25 protein-coding genes and 1 riboswitch are annotated in these 22,702 nt (G+C 46.2%); all 25 genes read right to left on the reverse strand.

What is annotated here, in order from left to right:
* Positions 1-5: 5 nt before the first annotated feature.
* Positions 6-827 (reverse strand): flagellar hook-basal body protein, encoded by an 822-nt coding sequence (locus MKX41_RS22645; protein WP_076285654.1) that lies wholly within the window; start codon positions 825-827, stop codon positions 6-8.
* A gap of 51 nt (positions 828-878) precedes the next feature.
* Positions 879-1,757, reverse strand: coding sequence for a flagellar hook-basal body protein (locus tag MKX41_RS22650; RefSeq protein WP_340973229.1), 879 nt, complete (start codon positions 1,755-1,757; stop codon positions 879-881).
* A 47-nt stretch (positions 1,758-1,804) separates the two neighbouring features.
* Positions 1,805-2,803 carry a rod shape-determining protein gene (locus MKX41_RS22655; protein ID WP_042192456.1) on the reverse strand — a complete coding sequence of 333 codons (999 nt, stop codon included), beginning with the start codon at positions 2,801-2,803 and terminating at the stop codon, positions 1,805-1,807.
* A 129-nt stretch (positions 2,804-2,932) separates the two neighbouring features.
* On the reverse strand, positions 2,933-3,220 hold the full coding sequence (gene spoIIID / locus MKX41_RS22660; protein WP_019915029.1) for a sporulation transcriptional regulator SpoIIID: 288 nt from the start codon (positions 3,218-3,220) through the stop codon (positions 2,933-2,935).
* A 276-nt stretch (positions 3,221-3,496) separates the two neighbouring features.
* The gene (locus MKX41_RS22665) at positions 3,497-4,231 is read right to left on the reverse strand and encodes a M23 family metallopeptidase (protein ID WP_042192459.1); all 735 of its coding nucleotides are present in this window, start codon (positions 4,229-4,231) and stop codon (positions 3,497-3,499) included.
* Positions 4,232-4,292: 61 nt separating this feature from the next.
* Positions 4,293-5,444: a stage II sporulation protein D gene (gene spoIID / locus MKX41_RS22670; RefSeq protein ID WP_340973231.1), complete on the reverse strand. Its 1,152-nt coding sequence runs from the start codon at positions 5,442-5,444 to the stop codon at positions 4,293-4,295.
* Between the two features lie 335 nt (positions 5,445-5,779).
* A complete protein-coding gene (gene murA, locus MKX41_RS22675) occupies positions 5,780-7,156 on the reverse strand; it encodes a UDP-N-acetylglucosamine 1-carboxyvinyltransferase (RefSeq protein ID WP_042192464.1) in 1,377 nt (458 codons plus the stop codon).
* A 200-nt stretch (positions 7,157-7,356) separates the two neighbouring features.
* Positions 7,357-7,614 carry a DUF1146 family protein gene (locus tag MKX41_RS22680; protein WP_076285651.1) on the reverse strand — a complete coding sequence of 86 codons (258 nt, stop codon included), beginning with the start codon at positions 7,612-7,614 and terminating at the stop codon, positions 7,357-7,359.
* A gap of 196 nt (positions 7,615-7,810) precedes the next feature.
* The gene (locus MKX41_RS22685) at positions 7,811-8,227 is read right to left on the reverse strand and encodes a F0F1 ATP synthase subunit epsilon (RefSeq protein WP_042131365.1); all 417 of its coding nucleotides are present in this window, start codon (positions 8,225-8,227) and stop codon (positions 7,811-7,813) included.
* Positions 8,228-8,330: 103 nt separating this feature from the next.
* Positions 8,331-9,731 carry a F0F1 ATP synthase subunit beta gene (gene atpD, locus MKX41_RS22690; protein WP_042192466.1) on the reverse strand — a complete coding sequence of 467 codons (1,401 nt, stop codon included), beginning with the start codon at positions 9,729-9,731 and terminating at the stop codon, positions 8,331-8,333.
* Between the two features lie 261 nt (positions 9,732-9,992).
* Positions 9,993-10,862 carry an ATP synthase F1 subunit gamma gene (gene atpG / locus MKX41_RS22695; RefSeq protein ID WP_042131368.1) on the reverse strand — a complete coding sequence of 290 codons (870 nt, stop codon included), beginning with the start codon at positions 10,860-10,862 and terminating at the stop codon, positions 9,993-9,995.
* A gap of 153 nt (positions 10,863-11,015) precedes the next feature.
* On the reverse strand, positions 11,016-12,527 hold the full coding sequence (atpA, locus tag MKX41_RS22700) for a F0F1 ATP synthase subunit alpha (protein WP_042131369.1): 1,512 nt from the start codon (positions 12,525-12,527) through the stop codon (positions 11,016-11,018).
* Between the two features lie 11 nt (positions 12,528-12,538).
* Positions 12,539-13,090: a F0F1 ATP synthase subunit delta gene (locus tag MKX41_RS22705; protein ID WP_042192468.1), complete on the reverse strand. Its 552-nt coding sequence runs from the start codon at positions 13,088-13,090 to the stop codon at positions 12,539-12,541.
* Positions 13,087-13,575 (reverse strand): F0F1 ATP synthase subunit B, encoded by a 489-nt coding sequence (atpF, locus tag MKX41_RS22710; protein WP_060625973.1) that lies wholly within the window; start codon positions 13,573-13,575, stop codon positions 13,087-13,089. The genes MKX41_RS22705 and atpF overlap by 4 nt, the downstream gene beginning before the upstream one ends.
* A gap of 97 nt (positions 13,576-13,672) precedes the next feature.
* Positions 13,673-13,888 (reverse strand): F0F1 ATP synthase subunit C, encoded by a 216-nt coding sequence (gene atpE, locus MKX41_RS22715; RefSeq protein WP_060625974.1) that lies wholly within the window; start codon positions 13,886-13,888, stop codon positions 13,673-13,675.
* Between the two features lie 104 nt (positions 13,889-13,992).
* Positions 13,993-14,760, reverse strand: a complete 768-nt coding sequence (gene atpB, locus MKX41_RS22720; protein WP_042192471.1) for a F0F1 ATP synthase subunit A — start codon at positions 14,758-14,760, stop codon at positions 13,993-13,995.
* Between the two features lie 29 nt (positions 14,761-14,789).
* Positions 14,790-15,167: an ATP synthase subunit I gene (locus MKX41_RS22725; protein ID WP_076285650.1), complete on the reverse strand. Its 378-nt coding sequence runs from the start codon at positions 15,165-15,167 to the stop codon at positions 14,790-14,792.
* Positions 15,160-15,393 (reverse strand): AtpZ/AtpI family protein, encoded by a 234-nt coding sequence (locus MKX41_RS22730; RefSeq protein WP_042192476.1) that lies wholly within the window; start codon positions 15,391-15,393, stop codon positions 15,160-15,162. Before MKX41_RS22730 ends, MKX41_RS22725 begins: the two co-directional genes overlap by 8 nt.
* A gap of 181 nt (positions 15,394-15,574) precedes the next feature.
* Entirely contained in the window at positions 15,575-16,732 is a 1,158-nt protein-coding gene (gene wecB / locus MKX41_RS22735; protein WP_340973235.1) for a non-hydrolyzing UDP-N-acetylglucosamine 2-epimerase, read from the reverse strand.
* Positions 16,733-16,792: 60 nt separating this feature from the next.
* Positions 16,793-17,422 (reverse strand): uracil phosphoribosyltransferase, encoded by a 630-nt coding sequence (gene upp / locus MKX41_RS22740; protein WP_042131376.1) that lies wholly within the window; start codon positions 17,420-17,422, stop codon positions 16,793-16,795.
* A 423-nt stretch (positions 17,423-17,845) separates the two neighbouring features.
* On the reverse strand, positions 17,846-19,093 hold the full coding sequence (gene glyA / locus MKX41_RS22745) for a serine hydroxymethyltransferase (RefSeq protein WP_042192482.1): 1,248 nt from the start codon (positions 19,091-19,093) through the stop codon (positions 17,846-17,848).
* Positions 19,094-19,206: 113 nt separating this feature from the next.
* On the reverse strand, positions 19,207-19,791 hold the full coding sequence (locus MKX41_RS22750; RefSeq protein ID WP_340973238.1) for a TIGR01440 family protein: 585 nt from the start codon (positions 19,789-19,791) through the stop codon (positions 19,207-19,209).
* Between the two features lie 74 nt (positions 19,792-19,865).
* Positions 19,866-19,948, reverse strand: a riboswitch (ZMP/ZTP riboswitch).
* A gap of 48 nt (positions 19,949-19,996) precedes the next feature.
* On the reverse strand, positions 19,997-20,584 hold the full coding sequence (locus tag MKX41_RS22755; protein WP_042192486.1) for a low molecular weight protein arginine phosphatase: 588 nt from the start codon (positions 20,582-20,584) through the stop codon (positions 19,997-19,999).
* Positions 20,585-20,631: 47 nt separating this feature from the next.
* On the reverse strand, positions 20,632-21,204 hold the full coding sequence (locus MKX41_RS22760) for a manganese efflux pump MntP (RefSeq protein ID WP_042192488.1): 573 nt from the start codon (positions 21,202-21,204) through the stop codon (positions 20,632-20,634).
* 127 nt (positions 21,205-21,331) lie between these two features.
* Positions 21,332-22,573, reverse strand: coding sequence for an L-threonylcarbamoyladenylate synthase (locus MKX41_RS22765; protein WP_340975031.1), 1,242 nt, complete (start codon positions 22,571-22,573; stop codon positions 21,332-21,334).
* Positions 22,574-22,702: the final 129 nt, after the last annotated feature.

Consider the following 22,702-nt stretch of genomic DNA (forward strand, 5'->3'; position numbering starts at 1 on the left):
CACCTCTACCCGCGCATGTTATTGGCCAGACCTAGCATCTGATCACTGGAAGAAAGCGCCCGAGCTGCGAGTTGATACGTACGTTGAATCTGCATCATTTCTGTCATTTCTGTGGTCATATCGACATTTGACTGCTCCAGCCACCCTGAGCGTACTCCAATTCCAGACGCCTCACCTGCCGCTCTTTGTACAAAAGCCTGCTGTGCTGTAACTCCATCGGCAAGCATATAGAAATTCCCGTCCACTGCCTTTAAAGCATTCTGTGTCTTAGGTTCTACAATCATTATAGTACCTGCTACCCGAACAGGTCCATTCTCTGACTGTTTCGTTAATACACGACCGGATTCATCGATAGCTGCATTCACGCCCACAGGGACCGTTAAAGGATTACCTGCTGTATTCAGTACCGGATTCCCCGTATTATCTACAAGGACCATTTTCGTTGCATCGGTGGTGTCAGGCGTAAAGTGAAAGTCACCTTGTCTTGTATAAGCTGTAGTTCCATTGACCTGAACTCCAAACAGCCCATTACCCTGAAGCGCCAAGTCGGTTGGATTACCTGTTTCTTTAAGGGGGCCTTCTTCCCAATTAGTCGTAATCGAAGGCACATAAGTCCCAAAACCGATATTAAAGCCTAGAGGTGTAGCGCGGCCCGGCTGATCATAGTCATCCGATTGCTGCTGCACACGAGTCAGCACATCCTCAAAGGAACCTTTCTTGCTCTTATAACCATTTGTATCCATATTGGCTAGATTATCCGCTATAATATCAAGCCGCTGCTGAAGGCTGGACATGGAGACTGCTGCACTAATCGTTGAGTTGTTCATAGATCAAACCTCCTATAAGCTGTACCTGTAAAACCATTTCATAAGCAGCACTTATACCCTGCCGACTTCAGTTACAGCCTTCTGCAAGCTGCTATCATAGTATTGGACGATCTTTTGGTTCGCTTCATACGCCCGGTATGCGGCATTCAAATCAACAGTAACCTGAGTAGGGTCAACATTGGAGCCCTCTAAATATCCTTGACGCACCTGTAAGTTATCAGTTGCATTGGAGTAACGAATGTCTGCCGCCGCTATATCATCAGCGTGAAACACACCTTTACCATCACGCACAAGCTCCTGCGGCTTTGTAACTACACTCACACCAATCTTGGTCCCTGTCGGAAGTCCTGTTACTGGATTTAGTACATTCCCCTGCCCGTCCACTTTAAGGGTGTCCTGATTTCCTGTCAAGACAAGAGGCTTGCCAGTGGAATCCAGAACCTTGAAGCCTCCACTGCTCAACACTTCTCCCGTAGCCGCGTTTACTGAGAAGTTTCCATTTCGGGTAAATAAGTTATTGCCCTCAGCATCCTGAACAGTAAAGAAAGCCTGTGGACGGTAAATAACCTCACCCTCAGGACTTACATATTTCCCTGAACCATCAAAGGCTATATTTTGACCCGTCACAGGGTCGGCGACTTGCAAATCTGTAGATAAAGCAAAATCCATAGACTTGCCGCTCTCCCTTAAATCACCCTGTAAATATTGGGATATTGACTGTTCTGCAAAAACTCCCGTGTTAAGGCGCCCCACCGGCGTGGTATTGCCATTAATCATAGCCGAGATCAAGACATCCGGAAAAGCATGATTAACACTGTCAACCTGCTTATATCCCGTTGTATTTAAGTTAGCGATGTTCTGTGTTGCCGTATCGTGTCTACGCTGCTGCGCAACCATACCTGCAGCGGCCGTATATAATCCTCTTATCATGAAGGTAGTCTCCTTCCGAATCTAATGCTACCTTTTATATCGGCTGCTTAGAACTTTTTCTTAACGACCTTGTCCAAATTGTCCAGCATAATTCCTGTTCCTTTTACCACACAGTGCATAGGGTCTTCCGCTACCCAAACAGGTACATGTAATTCTTCTGAGAGTAGCTCGTCCAATCCGTTAAGCAAAGCGCCTCCACCAGTAAGAACAACACCCCGGTCAATAATGTCCGCAGACAATTCTGGTGGTGTACGCTCCAGTACCGATTTTGCTGCAGCCACAATGGAAGAAACCGGATCCCATAATGCTTCCTTTACCTCAGCCGCCGTAATAGTGAGCGTTTGGGGAAGTCCGCTTACCATGTCCCGGCCACGAATATCCATTTCGGACTTCATCAAACCAGGTCGAACCGTACCAATAGTAACCTTAATATCCTCTGCTGTCCGTTCACCGATCAACAATTTATACTTTTGTTTAATATATCTTAAAATGGCCTCATCGAACTTGTCTCCAGCGACTTTAATCGAAGAAGCGGTAACGACGTCGCCCATAGAAAGTACGGCTACATCCGTCGTTCCGCCACCGATATCGACGACCATGTTTCCACTTGGCTGATAAATATCCATTCCCGCTCCAATCGCAGCGGCCTTTGGCTCTTCTTCCATAAATACTTCCTTAGCCCCGCTACGTTCTGCCGCTTCCCGAATGGACTTTTGTTCCACAGATGTAATATTTGTAGGGGCGCATATCAGAATGCGAGGCCGTGAATACCAGGTGCGACCGCCAACACGGTCGATAAAATACTTCAGCATCATTTCCGTGACTTCAAAATCTGCAATGACACCATCCCGTAAAGGACGGATAGTTGTTATATTTCCGGGTGTACGTCCAACCATGCGACGTGCCTGTTCTCCCACCGCAAGGACTCTCTTCGTATCACTTTCAAGTGTGACCACGGAAGGTTCATCCAGAACGACTCCCCTTCCCTTAACATGTATGAGCACATTGGCCGTGCCGAGGTCGATTCCGATATCCTTGCTAAACATAATGAAAGAGCCCCCAAAGTGTTATTTTAATTGAAAAAACAGCAGTTAGTACTAAATTTAAAAATAACATACTTTAGGGGAACTACACAATGTTTTAAAGCTGGATATTTCCTTAAATTTCCGAAAATCTTATGGCTTTGATGCTACAGCAACCTCACGTTTTTTCCCCGTCGTTTTTTTATATTTAATTTTTGTGGCTTCTCCCCCCCGAAGATGTCGGATGGATTTGTGATATTCAAGAATGTGCTTCACCTGATCGGCCAGATCAGGGTTGATCTCTGGCAGACGCTCCGTCAAGTCTTTGTGCACCGTGCTCTTTGAAACGCCAAATTCCTTGGCTATGGTCCGGACCGTATGCCTGGTTTCCACGATGCAGCGTCCGATTTTGATCGTACGTTCCTTGATGTAATCGTGCACGCTCCCGCCTCCCAACTGTGGATAGTTTGGTACATTATATGAGGGGCGGGCTTATATATTCGCGCTTTCAAGACATGACAAGCCTATGAAGGCTCATTTTATTTAATGGACAACCCAAGAAGCCTTGTTATTAGCAAGGCGGAATGTCATTAGTCCTTTAAAGACAATAACCGTTTCTCATAGAAAAATAAGGCTCTTTATAAGCATGCTGCTTACGAAGAGCCTTATTTACATACAAGCATAACAGGGGGCGTTAGCCCCCTGCAGTAAATATTCTTATCGACCTGGCAGTAACTCAGATGGATTAACTACTTTGCCATCCTTATACACTTCAAAGTGTACATGATTGCCAAGGTCCTTCTCGATTTCACTGCGACCTGCGGTTGCAAGCGTATCTCCTTGCTTCACAACATCGCCTTGTTTAACTTTCGTTTCGCCAAGACTTTGGTAGACGGTCTTCATATTACCTTGATGGGTAATCTCAATGACCTTACCTAACACTGCAACATCGTCCACTCTAGTAACTTCACCGCTAAGCGCTGCTTTGACGTCGAACGTATTGTTGTCTTCACGGGCAAGATCGATACCGACATTAGGAATAAATTTGTCGTTATACTGCACCATTGCGGCAACGTGATTGTCCTCTGTACCATTCTCATCATAATACGGTTTGACCACTTCTACTTCACCTGGATTGGCTACTGGCCAAACCAAGCTTTCCGCTGAAGCAAGAACTTCAAGGGCATCTGGATTACTGTTTGCAGTACCAGCTTCGTTAGTTGAAGCTCCTACTTGCTGTGATGTGGCGGCGGTGTCCAGCGGTTTTTGGCCGGCATCCTGATAGACCCACACCAAAGTTAGTATAATTGCCGCTGCCGCCGTGTAGACTGCTGGGAACACCCAACGTTTAGATAACATCTTGCTCCATGAAGAAGGTTTAGCACCTGAATCTCCCTGCGATTTTTTGAGAGATTCATCATGGTTTGTTTTGTTTTTGTCTTGTTCATTCATATGGTTATCACCTCAGTAACCAGTGTTACCGGGCTTCTATCTTTTATACGTATCTTTCAAGTTATTTTTTCAGAAGAGTTGAGATTTGCGTAAAAGAGATACCACTGTAATAGTGTTTGAGAATTTGAGTAGCCGTTCCGCCTTCCTTCGCCATCCCATTAGCTCCCCACTGACTCATTCCCACACCATGCCCATTTCCGAAGGTAGTTATATAGATTTTATTCCCTTTTCGCCCCCAACTGAATTGGCTGGAACGTAACCCTAGCTTCTCTCGCACTTCTCTTCCAGTAAAAATAGTACCTCCAATAGAGATTTCCTTAACCCGATGTCCAGTGGTGAGAGACAACACTTCTACCGGCAATTCAGAGGAAGTAGAGATATTTTTTGTCATGCCTGATTGGGTAGTATTTTTTGAAGCAGGAATTACTCTGTCGTTTAGCCCAAGTCTAGTAAGTATTTCCGAGATGGTGAATGTAGATGTCACCGCATAGTTTGGGGTAATCTCTTTCTCCCAAGGACTAGTTACACTGCGCAGATAGGGAATCGCTGCATTCCAGTATTCTTCCGAGTTCTCGGTATATCCTCCACTGGAGGCGAAAAAGGAGGCCGTAATCGGCTGCCCTTTATAGGTCATAATGACACCGCGCGTCTCAAGGACCGCGCGCTGAAGCTTTGCAAGGTCGGCGCTTCTTCCGCCGAGCTTCCACTTCCGTTCCAGCGTATCCTTAGATACGTAAGCCTGATGGCTTACCGTATCTGTTACATCCGCCCCCGGAACGGGGACGCCGCTTCTGTCGCCAGCCAGCAGGCGGCGAAGGATAAAGGTGCGGGCCGCTACGGCCTGCGCTTTGAGCGCTTCAAGCTCAAAGCTGGCCGGCATCTCGGCCGCAAGTACGCCGCTGACGTATTCCTCCAGCGGCAACGTCTCTATTTGTCCGCTACGCGACAAATAGACGGAGACCTTCGGCTGCGGCGCTTCCTGCGCAGCCGCCTCCGGCCCCGCTGGTGCGGCTGGCGAGGTCGTTACCGTCGGCAAGGCCGGAGGCGCCGGTTGTCCCCGGTGCAGCGGGACAACCGCCAGTGGAATCAGCAGCGCCGCCAGGATAGGCGCTGCGATCCAGGCGGCGGGACCGAGGCGCCTGAGCCGGGGAGCAAGGGGACGCGAGTGCCAGCGCGTTGACTTATTACGTCGCAAGTAGCGGAAATCTTTCATCTCTATGGCTCCTTCCGTGAGTCACTGTTGATTCTTATAGATATGAATTTACAGCAAATACTAGAACAATATTTGAGAGAAAGAGACTAGCTTTCTCGTATCTATCACTATGCCCCGCGTTAAAAAATCACAAACGAAAAAAAATCCTCATTAGATGAGGATTCAGATTTACTTTCTAATAATACAAGCAAAAACGCCTTCGCTGTCCCTATAAGGACGGTAAGCGTTTATGCGAGAAATATAAGGATAATTTATAGCGTAGAACATATAAACTCTTATATTTAAAAAAAGAACAGGCCGCATCACTGCAGCCTGTTCTCGCCTAATGACTGATATTATACCCAAGTTGCTTGAACCTGAAAGCGAGGTTTAACCTCATCGCTTTTGCTTGATTCGCTCTTGGCTACTTCTGGTTTAAGAGTTTCGTCCTTCACCGTTTGCGCGGCTGTGTCTTCCATGGAGATACGCCATATTTCCGCACCTAGTCCAGACAGCTTCTCAGCCAAATGTACATATCCACGGTCGATATGATGAGTTCCACTTACCTCAGTAGTGCCTTCAGCGACAAGACCTGCCAAAATAAGCGCAGCTCCCGCACGTAAATCCGTAGCACAAACCTTGGCTCCGACCAATTGCGCATTACCTGTAACGATTGCTGAGCGACCTTCGATCTTAATCTCAGCATTCATGTTGTGGAATTCATCCACATGCATGAACCGGTTCTCGAATACAGTTTCTGTAACGACACTAGTTCCTTCAGAGCGCAGCAATAATGCCATCATTTGTGACTGCATATCCGTTGGAAAGCCTGGATACGGCAAAGTCTTCAAATCAACAGCTTTAAGAGGTTTGTCACTAATTACACGAACCCCATTCTCATCAGGAATAATGGTTACACCCATCTCTTCCATCTTAGCAATAACAGGTCCCAAGTGATCAGCGATTGCACCTTCCACATATACGTCCCCACCTGTAATTGCTGCGGCAGCCATATAGGTACCAGCTTCAATACGGTCAGGAATCACATGATGTTTAACGCCATGCAGACGTTCTACGCCTTCAATACGGATAACACCTGTACCCGCACCGCGAACGATTCCGCCCATACCATTCAAATAATTGGCCAGGTCGACAATTTCAGGCTCCTTAGCCGCATTCTCAATCACGGTCACACCTTCGGCGAGTGCCGCTGCCATCATTATATTTTCGGTCGCACCCACGCTAGCTACATCCAAATACACTTTGGCTCCGCGCAGGCGACCGTTACTTTTCGCTTCAATGTAGCCCTGGCCGAGACTAATCTCCGCACCAAGCGCTTCAAATCCTTTCAAATGCTGATCAATCGGTCGTGTGCCAATGGCGCAGCCACCAGGCAAAGAAATTCTTGTATGACCAAGCCGTGATAACAGAGGACCCATGACTAAAAAAGATGCCCGCATTTTCCGTACCCATTCATAAGGTGCTTCACAGGAAGTGATGTTTGTAGCATCCACCTGGATAATATCGTTTTGATATGTAACCCCTGCACCCAGAGATTCCAACATTTTTGAAATCGTCATTACATCATCAAGCGGAGGTGCGTCCACAATGACGCTTACTCCTTCTTCTGCCAATAGAGAGGCGGCTATGATCGGTAATACGGAATTTTTTGCGCCGCTAACTTTCACGCTCCCGGTCAATCTGTTGCCACCGCGGACGATAAATTTGCTCATTTTCGGTTTCCCTCCGCGTCCATTATTTCTTAAATTATTTTTTAGATTAAAAGTAATTGCAAAAAAATTCGCATACTCCATCAATACGCCCATTCAGCCGGGCATGTTCCTTAAAGTTCAGTGTTGACATAATAAAACCTTATTATTCGACACTTTTTGACCATTGCGACCTATGACACTTATAACCAAACTACATATTCCTAAAACATATAGCGGATCATCCCACTCCAGCTAAGGTAATCCAGAAAGAATCCTGCAACAAAACGACCAAGTACAATAGCCAGAAGCAAGTGCAGCAGCCTTCCTTGAGGACTCTTGGGATATCTTATGACCAAATCCAGCTTAAGGTTCTGCAATGCCCACCAAGATAATACAACACTGAGCAAAGAAACAATCATTGAGATCATGCTGCTGGTTCCAGCGGCACTAGACCATCCATTGGACAATATATCCCCCATGCTAACCCTCCGTGTTCGTATTACTCGGAAATCGACTCTTATATCATACTTGTGCAGGGCAAAAGAATCCAGTACTTTTACAAATTTTTAAACAATTCAATGCCAATATCCAAAAAAATGAAGAAATCTTAACCTTTACTACATAGATTACTATAACAAAAAAAGCAGTCAAGCTTAGAGCTTGACCGCTTATATCCTACTGTTGTCCTTTACCAGTGGACACTTTAATCCGTGTAACAGCGCGTTGCAGCGCCAACTCCGCACGGCGGTGATCGATATCATCTTGTTTGCTACGAGTCTGGAGACGGCGCTGAGCGCGTTCTCTAGCAGCCTCGGCGCGTTCAACATCAATATCCGTTGGCAGTTCGGCACTTTCGGCCAGCACTGTTACTTTGTCCTTATGCACTTCAACGAAACCGCCATGAACGGCGATGGAGATCGTAACACCGTCCGATTTGACGGATAACGGAGCAACCTGAAGTGGAGTCACAAGCGGAATGTGTCCCGGCAAAATACCCAACTCGCCTTCGACTCCCCGTACTGTCAAGCTATTCACTTGTTTAGAATAGACGAGATGCTCCGGCGTGACAATTTCCAACAAAAAGGTATTCACTTCCATTCCTCCTTAAAGCTTTACGAAGTAAAGCTCTCATCGAAAGCATACACTTAGCTTTACGAAGTAAAGCACGCTTCGAAAGCATTCAATAAGCTCAGTGTTACATCGATTTCGCTTTTTCAACCGCTTCTTCGATTGTACCCACAAAAAGGAACGCTGCTTCTGGAAGATCATCATGCTTACCATCCAGGATTTCCTTAAAGCTACGTACAGTTTCTTTGATTGGCACGTATTTACCCTTGAAGCCGGTAAACTGTTCAGCTACGTGGAAAGGCTGTGACAGGAACCGCTCAACTTTACGAGCACGAGCTACGATAACCTTATCATCCTCACTCAATTCATCCATACCCAAGATGGCAATGATGTCTTGAAGTTCGGTATAACGTTGCAGCAATTGTTTAACACCTTGTGCCACATTATAATGCTCTTCACCAACAATTTCCGGAGCTAGCAGACGCGAGCTGGAAGCCAGTGGATCAACCGCTGGAAAAATCCCCTTCTCGGAAATCTTACGCTCAAGGTTAGTTGTTGCATCCAAGTGAGCAAACGCAGTTGCCGGAGCAGGGTCAGTGTAGTCATCCGCTGGTACGTAGATTGCTTGAATGGAAGTAACGGAGCCTTTTTTGGTAGAAGTGATACGCTCTTGCAACTGACCCATTTCAGTAGCCAGGGTTGGTTGGTAACCTACCGCGGACGGCATACGTCCGAGAAGAGCGGATACTTCGGAACCCGCTTGGGTAAAGCGGAATATATTATCGATAAATAGCAGCGTATCGCGACCTTCTACATCACGGAAATATTCCGCCATAGTAAGACCGGTCAAAGCTACGCGCAGACGCGCGCCTGGGGGCTCATTCATTTGTCCGAACACCATTGCTGTTTTCTTAATAACGCCGGAGTCCGTCATTTCGTGATAAAGGTCATTACCTTCACGAGTACGTTCACCCACACCCGCGAATACGGAAATACCGCCGTGTTCTTGGGCAATGTTATTAATCAATTCTTGAATCGTTACTGTTTTACCTACACCGGCACCGCCGAACAGACCAACTTTACCGCCTTTAGCGTAAGGTGCAAGCAAGTCGATAACTTTAATACCCGTTTCCAAAATTTCGGCTTGTGTCGACAATTCATCAAATGTCGGAGCCAAACGGTGAATCGGGTTCTTTATTTCAGCAACAACTTCACCAGCGTTATCAATTGGATTTCCAAGTACGTTAAATACCCGGCCTAATGTCGCTTCCCCAACAGGAACCGAAATAGGACCACCTTGGTCAATCGCATCCAGTCCGCGAACCAGACCATCTGTAGAAGACATCGCGATACAACGTACCAAATTGTCTCCCAAGTGATTGGAAACCTCAAGTGTTAGGTTAATCTGGCGACCATTGTCCAAGACGGTTTCAATTTTGATAGCGTTGAATATCTCGGGCAATTGGCCGCGTTCAAATTCAATATCGACAACCGGACCCATAATGCTTACAACGCGTCCTTTGTTCATCTTCATTTCCCTCCTCGAAAGCTATTACATCAAGAAGAAACGACGTTGTCGTCATATAAAGATGACAACCGTTTCTCGTAGAAATATAAGCATTTTGTATAGTGTAAAACCTATACTTACTTATATTTTAAGAAGAACTGCAGTGCCGTTCTTAAGGAGCCATACTCCAGAAGCGGGCGATACTATGTATCGCTCCATGCGGCACTGTTTCTCGTAAAATACAAGGCAAGTCAAGCACGCTGCTTAACTGTTCTTGTATTTTTAAGACTGAGCGTTCGCTCCGGCCACGATCTCGGTAATTTCCTGCGTAATTGCCGCCTGACGGGCACGGTTGTACGTAAGGGTAAGTTCTCCGATCATTTTCGACGCGTTCTTTGTTGCACTGCCCATCGCTGTCATTTTCGCACCCAGCTCACTGGCCTTGCCATCCAGAATTGCGCTATAAATCAAAGTTTCGGCGTATTTCGGAAGTAGTACTTCGAGTACGCCTTCTGGTGAAGGTTCATATTCGTAATTTGCAGTCGCTTCATGATGCTCATGATTTCCTACGCCTTCCATAGGCAACAGTCGATCAACGGTTGGGATCTGGGTAATCGCATTGACGAATTGGTTGTAGCAAACGTACAACTCATCATACGTACCATCTACAAACTGTTGTACTGCCGAATTAGCAATAGACTTAATGTCAGCAAATTTCGGCGCATCCGATAGCTCAGTAACTTCCTGTACAATCGGATATTCACGGCGGCGTAAGAAGTCACGGCCTTTACGACCGATAACGAACAAGGCGTACTCATCTTTGGATTTATGTCGTTCCGCGATGAGCATCGTCACCTTACGTAAAATATTAGCGTTGTATCCTCCCGCAAGCCCTCTATCAGAGGTCACGATAAGATAACCAGTTTTTTTCACAGGGCGACTGACCAGCATGGGATGCTGAACGCCTTCTGTACCGGCAGCAATGCTCGATACAACCTCTTTCAGCTTCTCAGCATAAGGACGGGCGGCAATTGCCTTCTCCTGGGCTTTTCTCAGCTTGGAGGCGGCTACCATTTCCATCGCTTTTGTGATCTGTCTTGTGTTTTGAACACTCTTAATTTGACGTTTAATATCACGCATGCTTCTTGCCATGATTTCACCACCTTAAAGCTTTAACGGAGTTAAAGCTAACTTCGTAAGCATCTTCTTAGCTTTGACGAATTCAAAGCCAACTTTATAAGTAATAGCCTGAGCTTCGGCATAGCCAAAGCTCACTTAGTAAGAATCGTTTAGGTACGATCTATATTAGCTAGTAGCAAAGCCTCTTTTAAATTTATCAATCGCTGCTTTAAGAGCGGCTTCGTTATCTGCTGTCAAATCCTTGGTATCTCTGATGGATTGAGCAACTTCAGCAGCACTGCTGTCCATGTAAGCAAGGAATTCCTTTTCAAAACGTTTTACGTCTTTAACAGGAATATCATCCAAGTATCCTTTTACAGCTGTGTACAAGCTAAGCACTTGATGTTCAACAGACAACGGCTGATTTACACCTTGTTTCAGAACTTCCATCATACGTGCTCCGCGATTCAGACGAGCAAGCGTGGATTTATCAAGATCTGAGCCGAACTGTGAGAAAGCTTGAAGTTCACGATATTGAGCAAGATCCAAACGGAGCGAGCCAGCTACCTTCTTCATCGCTTTAATCTGAGCGGAGCCCCCTACACGGGAAACGGAGATACCGACGTTGATCGCCGGACGTTGACCAGAGTAGAACAGATCGGATTCAAGGAAGATTTGACCATCTGTAATCGAGATTACGTTCGTAGGAATGTAAGCCGATACGTCAGATGCTTGTGTTTCGATGAACGGAAGCGCGGTTAATGAACCACCACCAAGCTCATCACTAAGCTTAGCCGCACGTTCCAAAAGACGGGAGTGCAAGTAGAACACGTCACCAGGGAACGCTTCACGACCCGGTGGACGACGAAGCAGCAAGGACAATTCGCGATAAGCCGAAGCTTGTTTTGAAAGGTCATCATAAATGATCAATACGTGTTCGCCCTTGTACATAAAGTACTCGCCCATTGCGCAACCTGCGTATGGAGCAATATACAACAGTGGGGATGGCTCTGAAGCCGAAGCAGTTACAACGATTGTATATTCCAACGCGCCATGACGGCGGAGAGTTTCTACAACCTGTGCTACTGTGGATTGTTTTTGTCCAATGGCAACATAAATACATTTCATTCCGTTGCCTTTTTGGTTGATAATCGCATCGATTGCGATTGCAGTCTTACCTGTTTGACGGTCACCAATGATAAGTTCGCGTTGTCCACGACCAATTGGTACCATCGCATCAATCGCTTTAAGACCAGTTTGCATTGGCTCATGAACCGATTTACGGTCGATAACACCAGGAGCATTATTCTCAACCGGACGGAACTCCGTCGTTTGAATTGGGCCTTTACCGTCAAGCGGCATACCGAGTGCGTTAACAACACGACCCAGAAGGGCCTCTCCAACTGGAACTTGCATGATTTGTCCAGTACGTTTTACTTGATCGCCTTCACGAATTTCCTTGTACTCACCCAGAATTACAACACCGACGTTGCTTTCTTCCAGATTGAGCGCCATGCCCACTACACCGTTGGAGAACTCTAGCAACTCGCCTGCCATTGCGTTTTCCAGACCGTAGACACGAGCGATACCGTCTCCGACTTGAATGACGGTGCCCACTTCGGCAACTTCGATATCGGCTTTATATTGCTCAATTTGACTTTTGATCAAAGTGCTGATCTCTTCAGGTCTGATGCCCAATATCCTCACCCCTATCTTCTATGCTTATCATTAAAGGATTTCTCGAGACGTTCCAATTTACTAGAAAGACTTCCGTCATACAGCGTATCGCCGATATAAACCTTCAGTCCTCCCAGCAGGCTTGGATCGACCACATTCGTAACCCGAATTTTACGGTTTACTAGCTGGCCGAATTCTGCAGCTACAGCCGCTTGTTCTTCTTCACTTAAAGAATAAACGGAGTATACCTTAGCATCACCAATGCCAAGAGCGTCTCCTTCAATCTTGATATACGTATCCAGCAGTTCGGCAAAAATATCGGTTCTGCCTCGCTCTACTAACAGTTCTACAATGTTCATTACAATAGGAGAGAGCTTATCTTGAAGTGCTGTGCGCAGCACTTTCAGCTTGTCGGACTCCGAGATACGTGGTGCAAGAATAAACCGCTGTACCTCTTGGTCTAAATGTAAAACTTCGACCACTGCCTTGAGCTGTTCTTCTACTTCAAGGGTAATCCCCTTCTCTACCGCTGCACTGTACAATGCTTTAGCGTAGCGCTTGGCAACTACCGTATCGCGGCTCATGATCGGCCTCCTACCTCATTGAGGTATTGGTTCACAAGCTGCTCCTGCTCACTGCTAGCACTAACTTCTTTCTTAAGAAGTTTAGAAGCAATACGAACAGATGCCGTTCCAATTTCGCTGCGCAACTCTTCCACTGCTTTATTCTTCTCGTTCTCGATATCGCGCACGGCCTCTTCTTTGACGCGTGCAGCTTCAACTTTAGCTTGCGCCAAAGCTTGTTCTACCTGTTGATTACTAGTAATTTGCGATTGTTGAATAATCTGTTGAGCTTCCTGGCGTGCACTGTTCAGCGCCTGCTTCTGCTCTTCCACATACGCGACCGCTTGCTCTCTAGTCTTCGCAGCTTCATCCATTTGCTGCATTACCAGCTCACGGCGTTTCTCCATAACTGCGAACAGTTTGCTGAACGCATACTTACTGAGCAAGAAATATAGAATCCCAAAGGCTACAATTGAAAATAAGATGTTTGTCCAAACAATTTCCACTGAGGTCACTCCCTTCCATTACCGCGTCATGCGGACGTATACAAAAGTAAGGCGCGGATGGCATCGGCCGTCCCCGCCAAACCGTAAATACGGTTTATTAAGATGAAAACATGATTAGGAATGCGATAACTGTTGCTGCCAACGGAATAACTTCGACGATACCTACACCGATAAACATTGTTGTTTGAAGCGCATTACGAGCTTCTGGTTGACGAGCGATGGACTCAACTGTTCTACTAACGATCATACCATTACCAAGACCTGCACCAAGTGCACCCAAACCAACCGCTATTGCTGCTGCTAAATATTCCATTTGTAAATATCCTCCTTTAATTTTGGTTCATATTGTGTTTAATGATATAAGATATCTCCCGCGAAAGAAAATCAGACGATAACCGTTCCCTTCGCAGCAGTTCATTAATGTGCTTCTTCTTCGTGAATCGTCATCTGTGCGATATAAACCATCGTCAGTATCGTAAAGATAAACGCCTGTAGTGCCCCGACGAAAATACTGAAGCCTTGCCATACAGCCAGGAAAGGAATACTGAGAATCCCCAGTTTCAAAATGACTGTAATCAGTACTTCTCCGGCAAAGATGTTAGCAAATAGACGAATTGCCAGAGCTACTGGTTTTGCCAAGTTCTCGATAATGTTCAGTGGCAAAAAGATTGGAAACGGCTCAATATAGTGTTTGAAATAATGCTTGCCATTGAGCTTAATGCCCAGGAAGTTCATCAGTATAAACACAATAATTGCCAATCCTGCAGTGATATTAATGTCAGCAGTCGGCGACTTGTACCATAAGATCTCAACATGATCACCATGCGCCAAGTTCCTGGTTGCTTCAATCACATGGCCAAACACGGTTACAGGTCCATGTGCTTCAGTTACAACTGAGAAGGGCAATCCAAGAAGGTTGGAAACAAAGATAAACAGAATCAACGTTAGCCCCAAAGATATGTAAGGTTTTCCTTTCTTCAGGTCCATGGCACTGCTTATGACACCCTCTACAAATTCTACAACCCATTCCATAAAATTCTGAAGCTTAGATGGATTCTCAACCGAAAGCTTACGAACCGACAGCATCACCAGTACAAATACTACTGTACAACTGATCAGAAGCATCAATACGGCTGATATATCTATCGGTATTCCCCCGACAAAGATTTTCGGCATCTCATGCATAGTATCATCCCCCTTTCTCTTTAATCTGGTTAAAGTTTGTTCTTCACACTCAGATATATCCCCGCAGGAATGGCGAGAAGCTGAGGAATGAATACGCCCGAAATAGTTGCTACCAGGGAGAAATGCTCAATCTTGACCGCGAACATAGTGACCAAAATTGCGAAGCTAATCCGTGTAACAAAACCGAGGCTGAAGGCATTCCCTTCGTTGCTCGCAATCGACTGCGTTACCCGTCGAACCTTGACGGCCAGATAACGAAAGTTTACCAATCCCGCCACCAGACCCAGAGTCATGCCCAGTGTAAAATCCCTGGTCTCATGATGAAGCGCCCAGCCCATTAAGAGTCCTGCCATAAGGACGAGCGTAACTCTAGTGACGGTATTGATCATGGGAGTCATATTATCCATTCTGCTCCCCCAAAAATTTTTTAATTAACAGGACGACGTTCACAATTCCCAGAATCATTCCGGTTATAGTGCCAATAGCGAGCCAATATTTCGGCCCCTCCATCAAGTCTTTCAGCCACCTTGCCGCAAAAAAACCAATAACAATGTAAGCGGCGAGTATAGTGCCTGCACTTCCAATGATAAGCGCGGTCTGTAACAAGCTGTCCCTGCTATTTTGTTCTTTCATGGCTACAATCCCAACTAATTTTACTGAATTTCTGGAGTCTTTGTCAATTCATTGAACATTGCCCAAAAACCCTTGAAAACATGAAAATAATCACAGCAAAATGTTCCAAAACCATATAAACCGTACAGTTTCACTGTATGTTGATTTTAATCAGATCAGATATTACTTTAAATGAAATTATTTATTTTTTTGTGAACATTCTGTGAAACTCTTCAGGACGCTCCTTATTTACACCAAAATGGTGCAAAATCGCATTGACAATTCGTTGGGAGGCTTTGCCATCTCCGTACGGGTTGGCGGCCCGACTCATCGACTGATAGAGCTCATTATCAGTCAAAAGAGCATGTGTCCGTGCATACACCTTCTCCTCGTCCGTGCCCACAAGTTCTAGCGTTCCAGCGTCTATCCCTTCAGGACGCTCCGTCGTATCACGAAGCACAAGTACTGGTACTCCGTATGAAGGAGCTTCCTCTTGTAAACCGCCAGAATCGGTCAATATCAAGTGGGTATGCGGATAAAAATTATGCAAATCCACGACATCCAGCGGATCAATCAGCTTAATTCTTGGATGTCCACCCAAAATTTCATGTGCAGGTTCCTTAACGGCAGGACTCGGATGCACAGGATAAACAATGGCTACATCTTCGAATTCATCAGCGATTCTTTTGACAGCCCGGAAGATATTCCGATGTGGTTCACCTTGCGATTCTCTACGGTGAGCAGTCATCAAAATAAGTTTTTTTCCTGAAGCAAAATCCAAAACAGGATGCCGGTAATCAGGCTGTACGGTATATTGAAACACATCGGTTACAGTGTTGCCTGTGATATAAATACTTGATTCTTTTTTGTTCTCATGTCTCAGATTACTAGCTGACCAATCCGTTGGAGCGAAATGCAGGTCTGCTAATACACCTGTAAGCTGACGGTTCATTTCTTCAGGATACGGAGACAATTTGTTCCATGTCCGAAGTCCTGCTTCTACGTGCCCAACCTGAATTTGCTGCAGGAAAGAGGCATAGCTTGCAAGGAACGTCGTTAATGTGTCCCCGTGCACCAATACGAGATCAGGTTTAACCTCTCTGAGTACAGGTTCCAGGCCTTCAAGTACTCGAATAGTAATCTCATTAAGCGTCTGACGATCCTTCATCACATCCAGATCGTAATCAGGAGTGATATTGAACACTTCCAACACTTGATCGAGCAACTCCCTGTGCTGTGCTGTTACACATACAATTGACTCGATGTGCTCAGGATGCTTCTTCAGTTCAAGAACTAGAGGAGCCATCTTGATCGCCTCGGGGCGCACTCCGAAAATAGTCATCACTTTAATTTTGGACATAACCCCTACCCTCTCATCAAAAAATAAACAAATTTCTTATATCCTATTATGAATTACTATTTACTTAGTTCCGTACAAACGATCTCCAGCATCGCCAAGTCCCGGAACGATATATCCATGCTCATTCAAATGATCATCCAGCGCAGCTACATAAATATCAACATCTGGGTGAGCCTCTTGAACCGCAGCAACACCTTCTGGAGCTGCAATCAGGTTCATCATTTTAATTTGTGTACAGCCACGCTTCTTCAGCGAGGTAATAGCAGCAATCGCAGATCCCCCCGTAGCTAGCATTGGATCAATTACGATCAGCTCACGTTCCTGTACATCTGTAGGAAGCTTGATGTAATACTCAACCGGTTGAAGCGTGTCCGGATCACGGAATAAGCCAACATGTCCTACTTTAGCAGCAGGAAGAAGCTTCAGAACGCCCTCAAGCATACCCAGACCAGCACGAAGAATAGGGATAAGCCCAAGCATTCTTCCAGAAATCACTTTGCTTTCCGTTTCAGTGACCGGTGTTTGTACTGTAATGGTTTCTAGAGGAATATCACGTGTTATCTCATAAGCCATCAATGTGGCAACTTCGTCAACATGCTCTCTGAAATCCTTCGTGTTTGTTCTTACGTCGCGAATAAATGTTAGTTTGTGTTGAATTAAAGGATGATCGCAAATCACCAATTTTCCCATTTCCTGTCCCTCCGGTAATTGTAAGTCGTGTCTATAACCCTAGAAAGCACTTTTGCTTCTCTATGGCTAAATCCTGTCTATTATAGCATTCCCATCGCCGCATTTCACCTAGAAAGGCACATGTATCCATATTGAACCCCTACCCCTGTATTTTCCTTCGCTTATAAAGGTAAGGATTGGTAATTCCATTGCCTTTTCTGGAATAAAACCTAGATTAGGTTGTGCAAATTTGCATTTTTCATACTATTCACATTTTTTTCACTATTGTTTATGAAAGTTCCATGAACTTTCATGATTGATTTCATGATTTTCCATCAATTTACCCAGATAATATTGTGAACAATAAACAACAAAAAACCTCCACCAAACCCTAAAATCAGGACTCGGTGGAGGTGAATTTATTAATGAATACGAGAATAAGAACTAGTACTTCAGTTCTGGATAAAGTGGGTACTGATCCGTCAAATCAGCAACTTGACGAGCTGCCTCAGCTAATTTCACTTCATCCTTCGGATTCTTCAGAACATTAGCTATAATGCGGCCAATAACCACCATAGCTTGCTCGTCCATACCACGGGAAGTAACCGCAGGTGTACCAATACGAATACCGCTTGTTACGAAAGGACTTGTAGGATCAAATGGAATTGCGTTTTTATTCACAGTGATTCCGATGGAATCTAGTACTTTTTCCGCATCTTTTCCGGTAATGTTCAGGTTGCGTGTATCAAGCAGCATCAAGTGGTTATCTGTACCACCGGATACAATGTTAACCCCTTCGCTAATCAGTGTTTCTGCAAGAACATTTGCATTCTTCACTACATTCTCAGCATAGGTCTTAAAGGATGGCAGCAAAGCTTCACCGAATGCGACTGCTTTTGACGCAATGACATGCATCAGCGGTCCACCTTGGGAACCAGGGAATACGGCTTTATCGATAGCAGCTGCCCATGGCTGTCTGCACATAATCATACCTCCGCGGGGACCGCGTAAAGTCTTATGTGTTGTAGTTGTAACGAAATGAGCATGAGGAACCGGGCTCGGATGAAGACCAGCAGCAACAAGACCTGCGATATGGGCCATATCTACCATAAACAACGCGCCGACATCATTGGCGATAGCACCAAGTTTTTCGAAATCAATAATGCGCGGATACGCACTTGCACCAGCAACAATCAACTTAGGACGGTGCTTGAAGGCTGCTTTGCGTACTTCGTCATAATCAATTAGGAAAGTATCTTCTTGTACACCATAAGCTACGAAGTTATAGAGTAATCCAGAAGCATTTACTGGACTACCATGCGTTAAATGTCCGCCATGCGCCAAGTTCATGCCAAGAACCGTGTCGCCCGGGTTAAGTGCAGCGAGATATACAGCCATATTCGCTTGTGCTCCAGAGTGAGGCTGTACGTTGACATGTTCCGCACCGAACAATTCTTTTGCACGATCACGAGCCAGATTCTCAACGATATCCACATCTTCACAGCCACCATAATACCGTTTGCCTGGATAGCCTTCTGCATATTTGTTCGTAAGCACTGAGCCCATGGCTTCCATTACGGCTTCGCTAACGATATTCTCTGAGGCAATAAGCTCAATGTTGGCACGCTGACGTTTCAGTTCCAGTTCCATTGCTTCCAGTACTGCCGGGTCACTCTTACGTAATTGTTCCATGTTCTTATTTCCTCCCTAGTGTGTGTAGATATGTTGTATTTAAATAGAAACGATTTGCCCGCCACGAAAAAGCTTTAGGTCTACGTTTCTGCAAAAACATAAATCTAAGTCCATCAATCACAAACCTGTGAATCACTCTGTTCAAGAGTACGGTAAACCGCACGTTCGCCGCCAATAAGCGGAGGTCTGGCCCATGCCGCGTTCACTCTAGCTGCTCCAATGTACCGTAAGGTCGGCCGAAAAGGAACTGCCACGCGGCGCAAATGCATACCTATAAGAGTCTCACCAATGTCTAAGCCAGCATGCGCTTCTATCGTTTCCGCCAGAACAGGATCTTTCATAGAGCGATAAGCAGCCGCTGCCATCGAACCGCCAGCACCAGGTATAGGTACAGCTGAAACTTGACTTAGCCCAAGCGACTCTAGCAAAGAGCGTTCCATTACAAGCGCACGATTCAGATGCTCGCAGCACTGATAAACGAGATGAAATCCTTTTTCCGCTGCGACCAAACGAGCCCCTTCAAGCAGTTGCTGTGCGACTTCAAGCGCACCACCGGTTCCAATACGGACACCAGCGACCTCACTTGTGCTAACTCCTAGGACAACAATTTTACCAGATCCAAGGTTACCAGCTTCCGCCAACTCCCTTAACACAGTGACAGTAGCTTCAGTTAAAGATAACTCCACAACTTTGTCCATCACCCTACCTCCTCAAGCTTCAAACAAGCTTCATTTAAACAAAAAAGAGCAGTCCGCAGGTAGCTGCGGATTTGCTCTTTTGCCCAGGCGACCGGCCGTTTATTCCGATGCTCCATCGTGGTTTGATCCACATTTGTCGCCAGTTACATCGGAACCGATTAGTTGTACTTTCATCTTAAAGCAAAGCCGACTGAAAATCAACCATTTACAAATGGCGTAAGGATTCCAGTTTATCTAATAAACTAAACAACGAAGTGCGAATCTCAGCAGCAGTAAGCTCATAATCTTCACGCGTACCCCCGAATGGATCAGAAATATCAAAGCTTGGGATACGCTGGCGGATTTCAATCATTCGTTGTAGATCCGTTGCGTTGGGTTCACCACCTAGAGCTATGCTTAACTCAGCATCTGCATAAAGGCTGTCCAATTCTTTAATATCCTCAGTCACAGCTTCTTCGTTATGCACGTATTCCTTCAATGTATATGTTTTTGTTACGGCATCCGGAAAATACTGTAGCAAATGCTGTTTATGTCCACTGGTTAAGGTAAGCACAAGATCGGCCCAAGCGACGGATTGCCCCGTTAATTGCGACGACTCTAAATGATCATGAATGCCTTCTTCTTGCAAAATAGCTGCAGCATGTCTCGATATAGAAGTACCAGAAATGGCAGATACACCTGCAGACCGCACTTCCAGGTCGATTCCACGTTCCTTCGCAAGCTTTCGTAAAAGCCCCTCAGCCATAGGACTACGGCATGTATTACCGGTGCAGACGAATAAAATATGCAGCATGCTTTTGCACCCCCATGAAATTAAAATATTGTAATGCCGTTATTGTATCAAAAGATGAATAGCAAGCCAAACCCCAATAAAATAGCCCCACCCAGTGCTTCCCCATATTCCCCGAGTCCACGACTGACATGCCGCCCAAGAAGCAGGCCGATAATTGACATCAGACCTCCACAGGCACCAAAAGCTAGTATAGTCAGAAGTACACCATTCACAAACATCCCTAAGGATACCCCAACGGAAAAAGAATCCACACTTACACTGAGTGATAGAAGCAGCATTCCCCATAAGGTTCGGTGATTCATAGCTCGCGTACCTACCACTTCCGGACGAAAGGAGTTATACACCATATGTCCGCCTAACAGCACAAGTAGCCCTCCTGCGGCATAAGTTGTTACTTGACCTAGCAAATGTCCGACATAACTTCCAGTCAATAAACCTAGAAGAGGCATCAGCATATGAAAAAAAGCAATGAGCACACTCATTTGCAGAATATGCAGCAGACGAATCCCTTTCATCCCGATCCCTACTCCGAGCGAAAAGGCATCCATCCCTAATGCAATCGCCATTATAGCAATAGTAACTGTCTGTCCCCAACCGGCATATACATCTCCTATGCCCATGCTTAACCCCCCAAGTCCGAAATATCTTGTACAACAACGATATGCGGACAAGGGGGTAATCATGACTTCATAGGAGATTTCAGATTCGAAGAACCTATACTATAGCTGGATAGAAAGGTCGCCGTGGCTATCCGGCATCAATGACGGAACCACCGGCTGCCTTCATAAGCCGGTTCATAATAGCTACGCCGAGGCCCGTATACGGACAAGCCTCGGCCAAGATGTAAGTCGCTCCCGCTTCATCGAAGCGCCGCAGCGCGGCATATAGGGAGCGCGCCCCTTCCTCCGGCGAGGATAACGAGCCGAGGGAAAGAACGCAGGCGGCAGGATCGGCGGGATAGAGGGGCTTATGCTCCTCGAAGAGGAGTAAGCCCGTTACTTCGCCGTTCAGCTGTGCCGCCTGAAGTAGACTCGCGGCTTCATCCGCAACACGTTGCGGAGAAGATCCGCTCACCACACCGAGCCAGCCGCGCGGCGCGTAGTGCGTGTACTTCATGCCCGGCGCGCGTGGCGCCGAGCTGGCGGAAACAGCTTCTGCACCGTGGCGCTCCTTCGGTGCAGTGACTACTGGAGCTTCCGCTGCTGCGGAAGCTCCAAATTCTTTAACCACAGCTGGCTCAGCAGCAATGGCTTCTGCTCCCACTACAGCAGCTAACTGCTCCAAAGTAATCCCACCAGGACGAAGCACGGCAACCTTTCCATCAGGCTGCACTTGCACCACAGTTGACTCCAGTCCAACTCCGGCCGCGCCGCCATCAAGTACACCGCCAATGTATCCGGCCAAGTCTTCCATCACATGTGAAGCTAAGGTCGGACTCGGACGACCGGAACGGTTAGCACTAGGTGCCGCAACGGGACAGCCCGCTGCACTGATCAGCGCCAAAGCTACCGGATGATCAGGCATACGAACACCTACCGTGTCCAGTCCTGCCGTTACACAGGGTGACAAAACACCCTCACGAACAGGAAGAACAACTGTCAGCGGTCCTGGCCAATAAGCATCCATCAATACCGCAGCCGTAGGATGCACTTCTGTAACCAGCTCGTCCAGAGCACCTGGATCGGCAATATGCACGATAAGGGGATTATCAGACGGTCGCCCTTTTGCCGCAAAAACAGCCTCAACTGCCGCAGTATTCCGTGCATCCGCACCAAGTCCATAGACCGTTTCGGTTGGAAAAGCGACCGTTCCACCTTCACGAAGCATGGCTGCCGCCTCCACGATGGCTAACTTATTCTCCTCACTTGGCTGAAGTACACCGGAATCCGAAGCTGCATCTTCCATCAAATCCAGTTCCCAATATACAGTCTCATTTCTATTTCCACTCCGCCGCTGAACGGCGAATAAAGGGTCGTGTGGTTCATTCATTCTCATCACAGGCTTTCTACAGGATATATATTGAACAATAGCTTTTCTTGCAATCTTAGGATAAATACTCTGGAGGTTCATTAACTCTAATCCTACCAAAAAGCGGCCCCAATGAAGGCGCCGCAGTCG

This window comes from Paenibacillus sp. FSL R5-0475, assembly GCF_038004585.1.
GTDB lineage: Bacteria > Bacillota > Bacilli > Paenibacillales > Paenibacillaceae > Paenibacillus_AQ.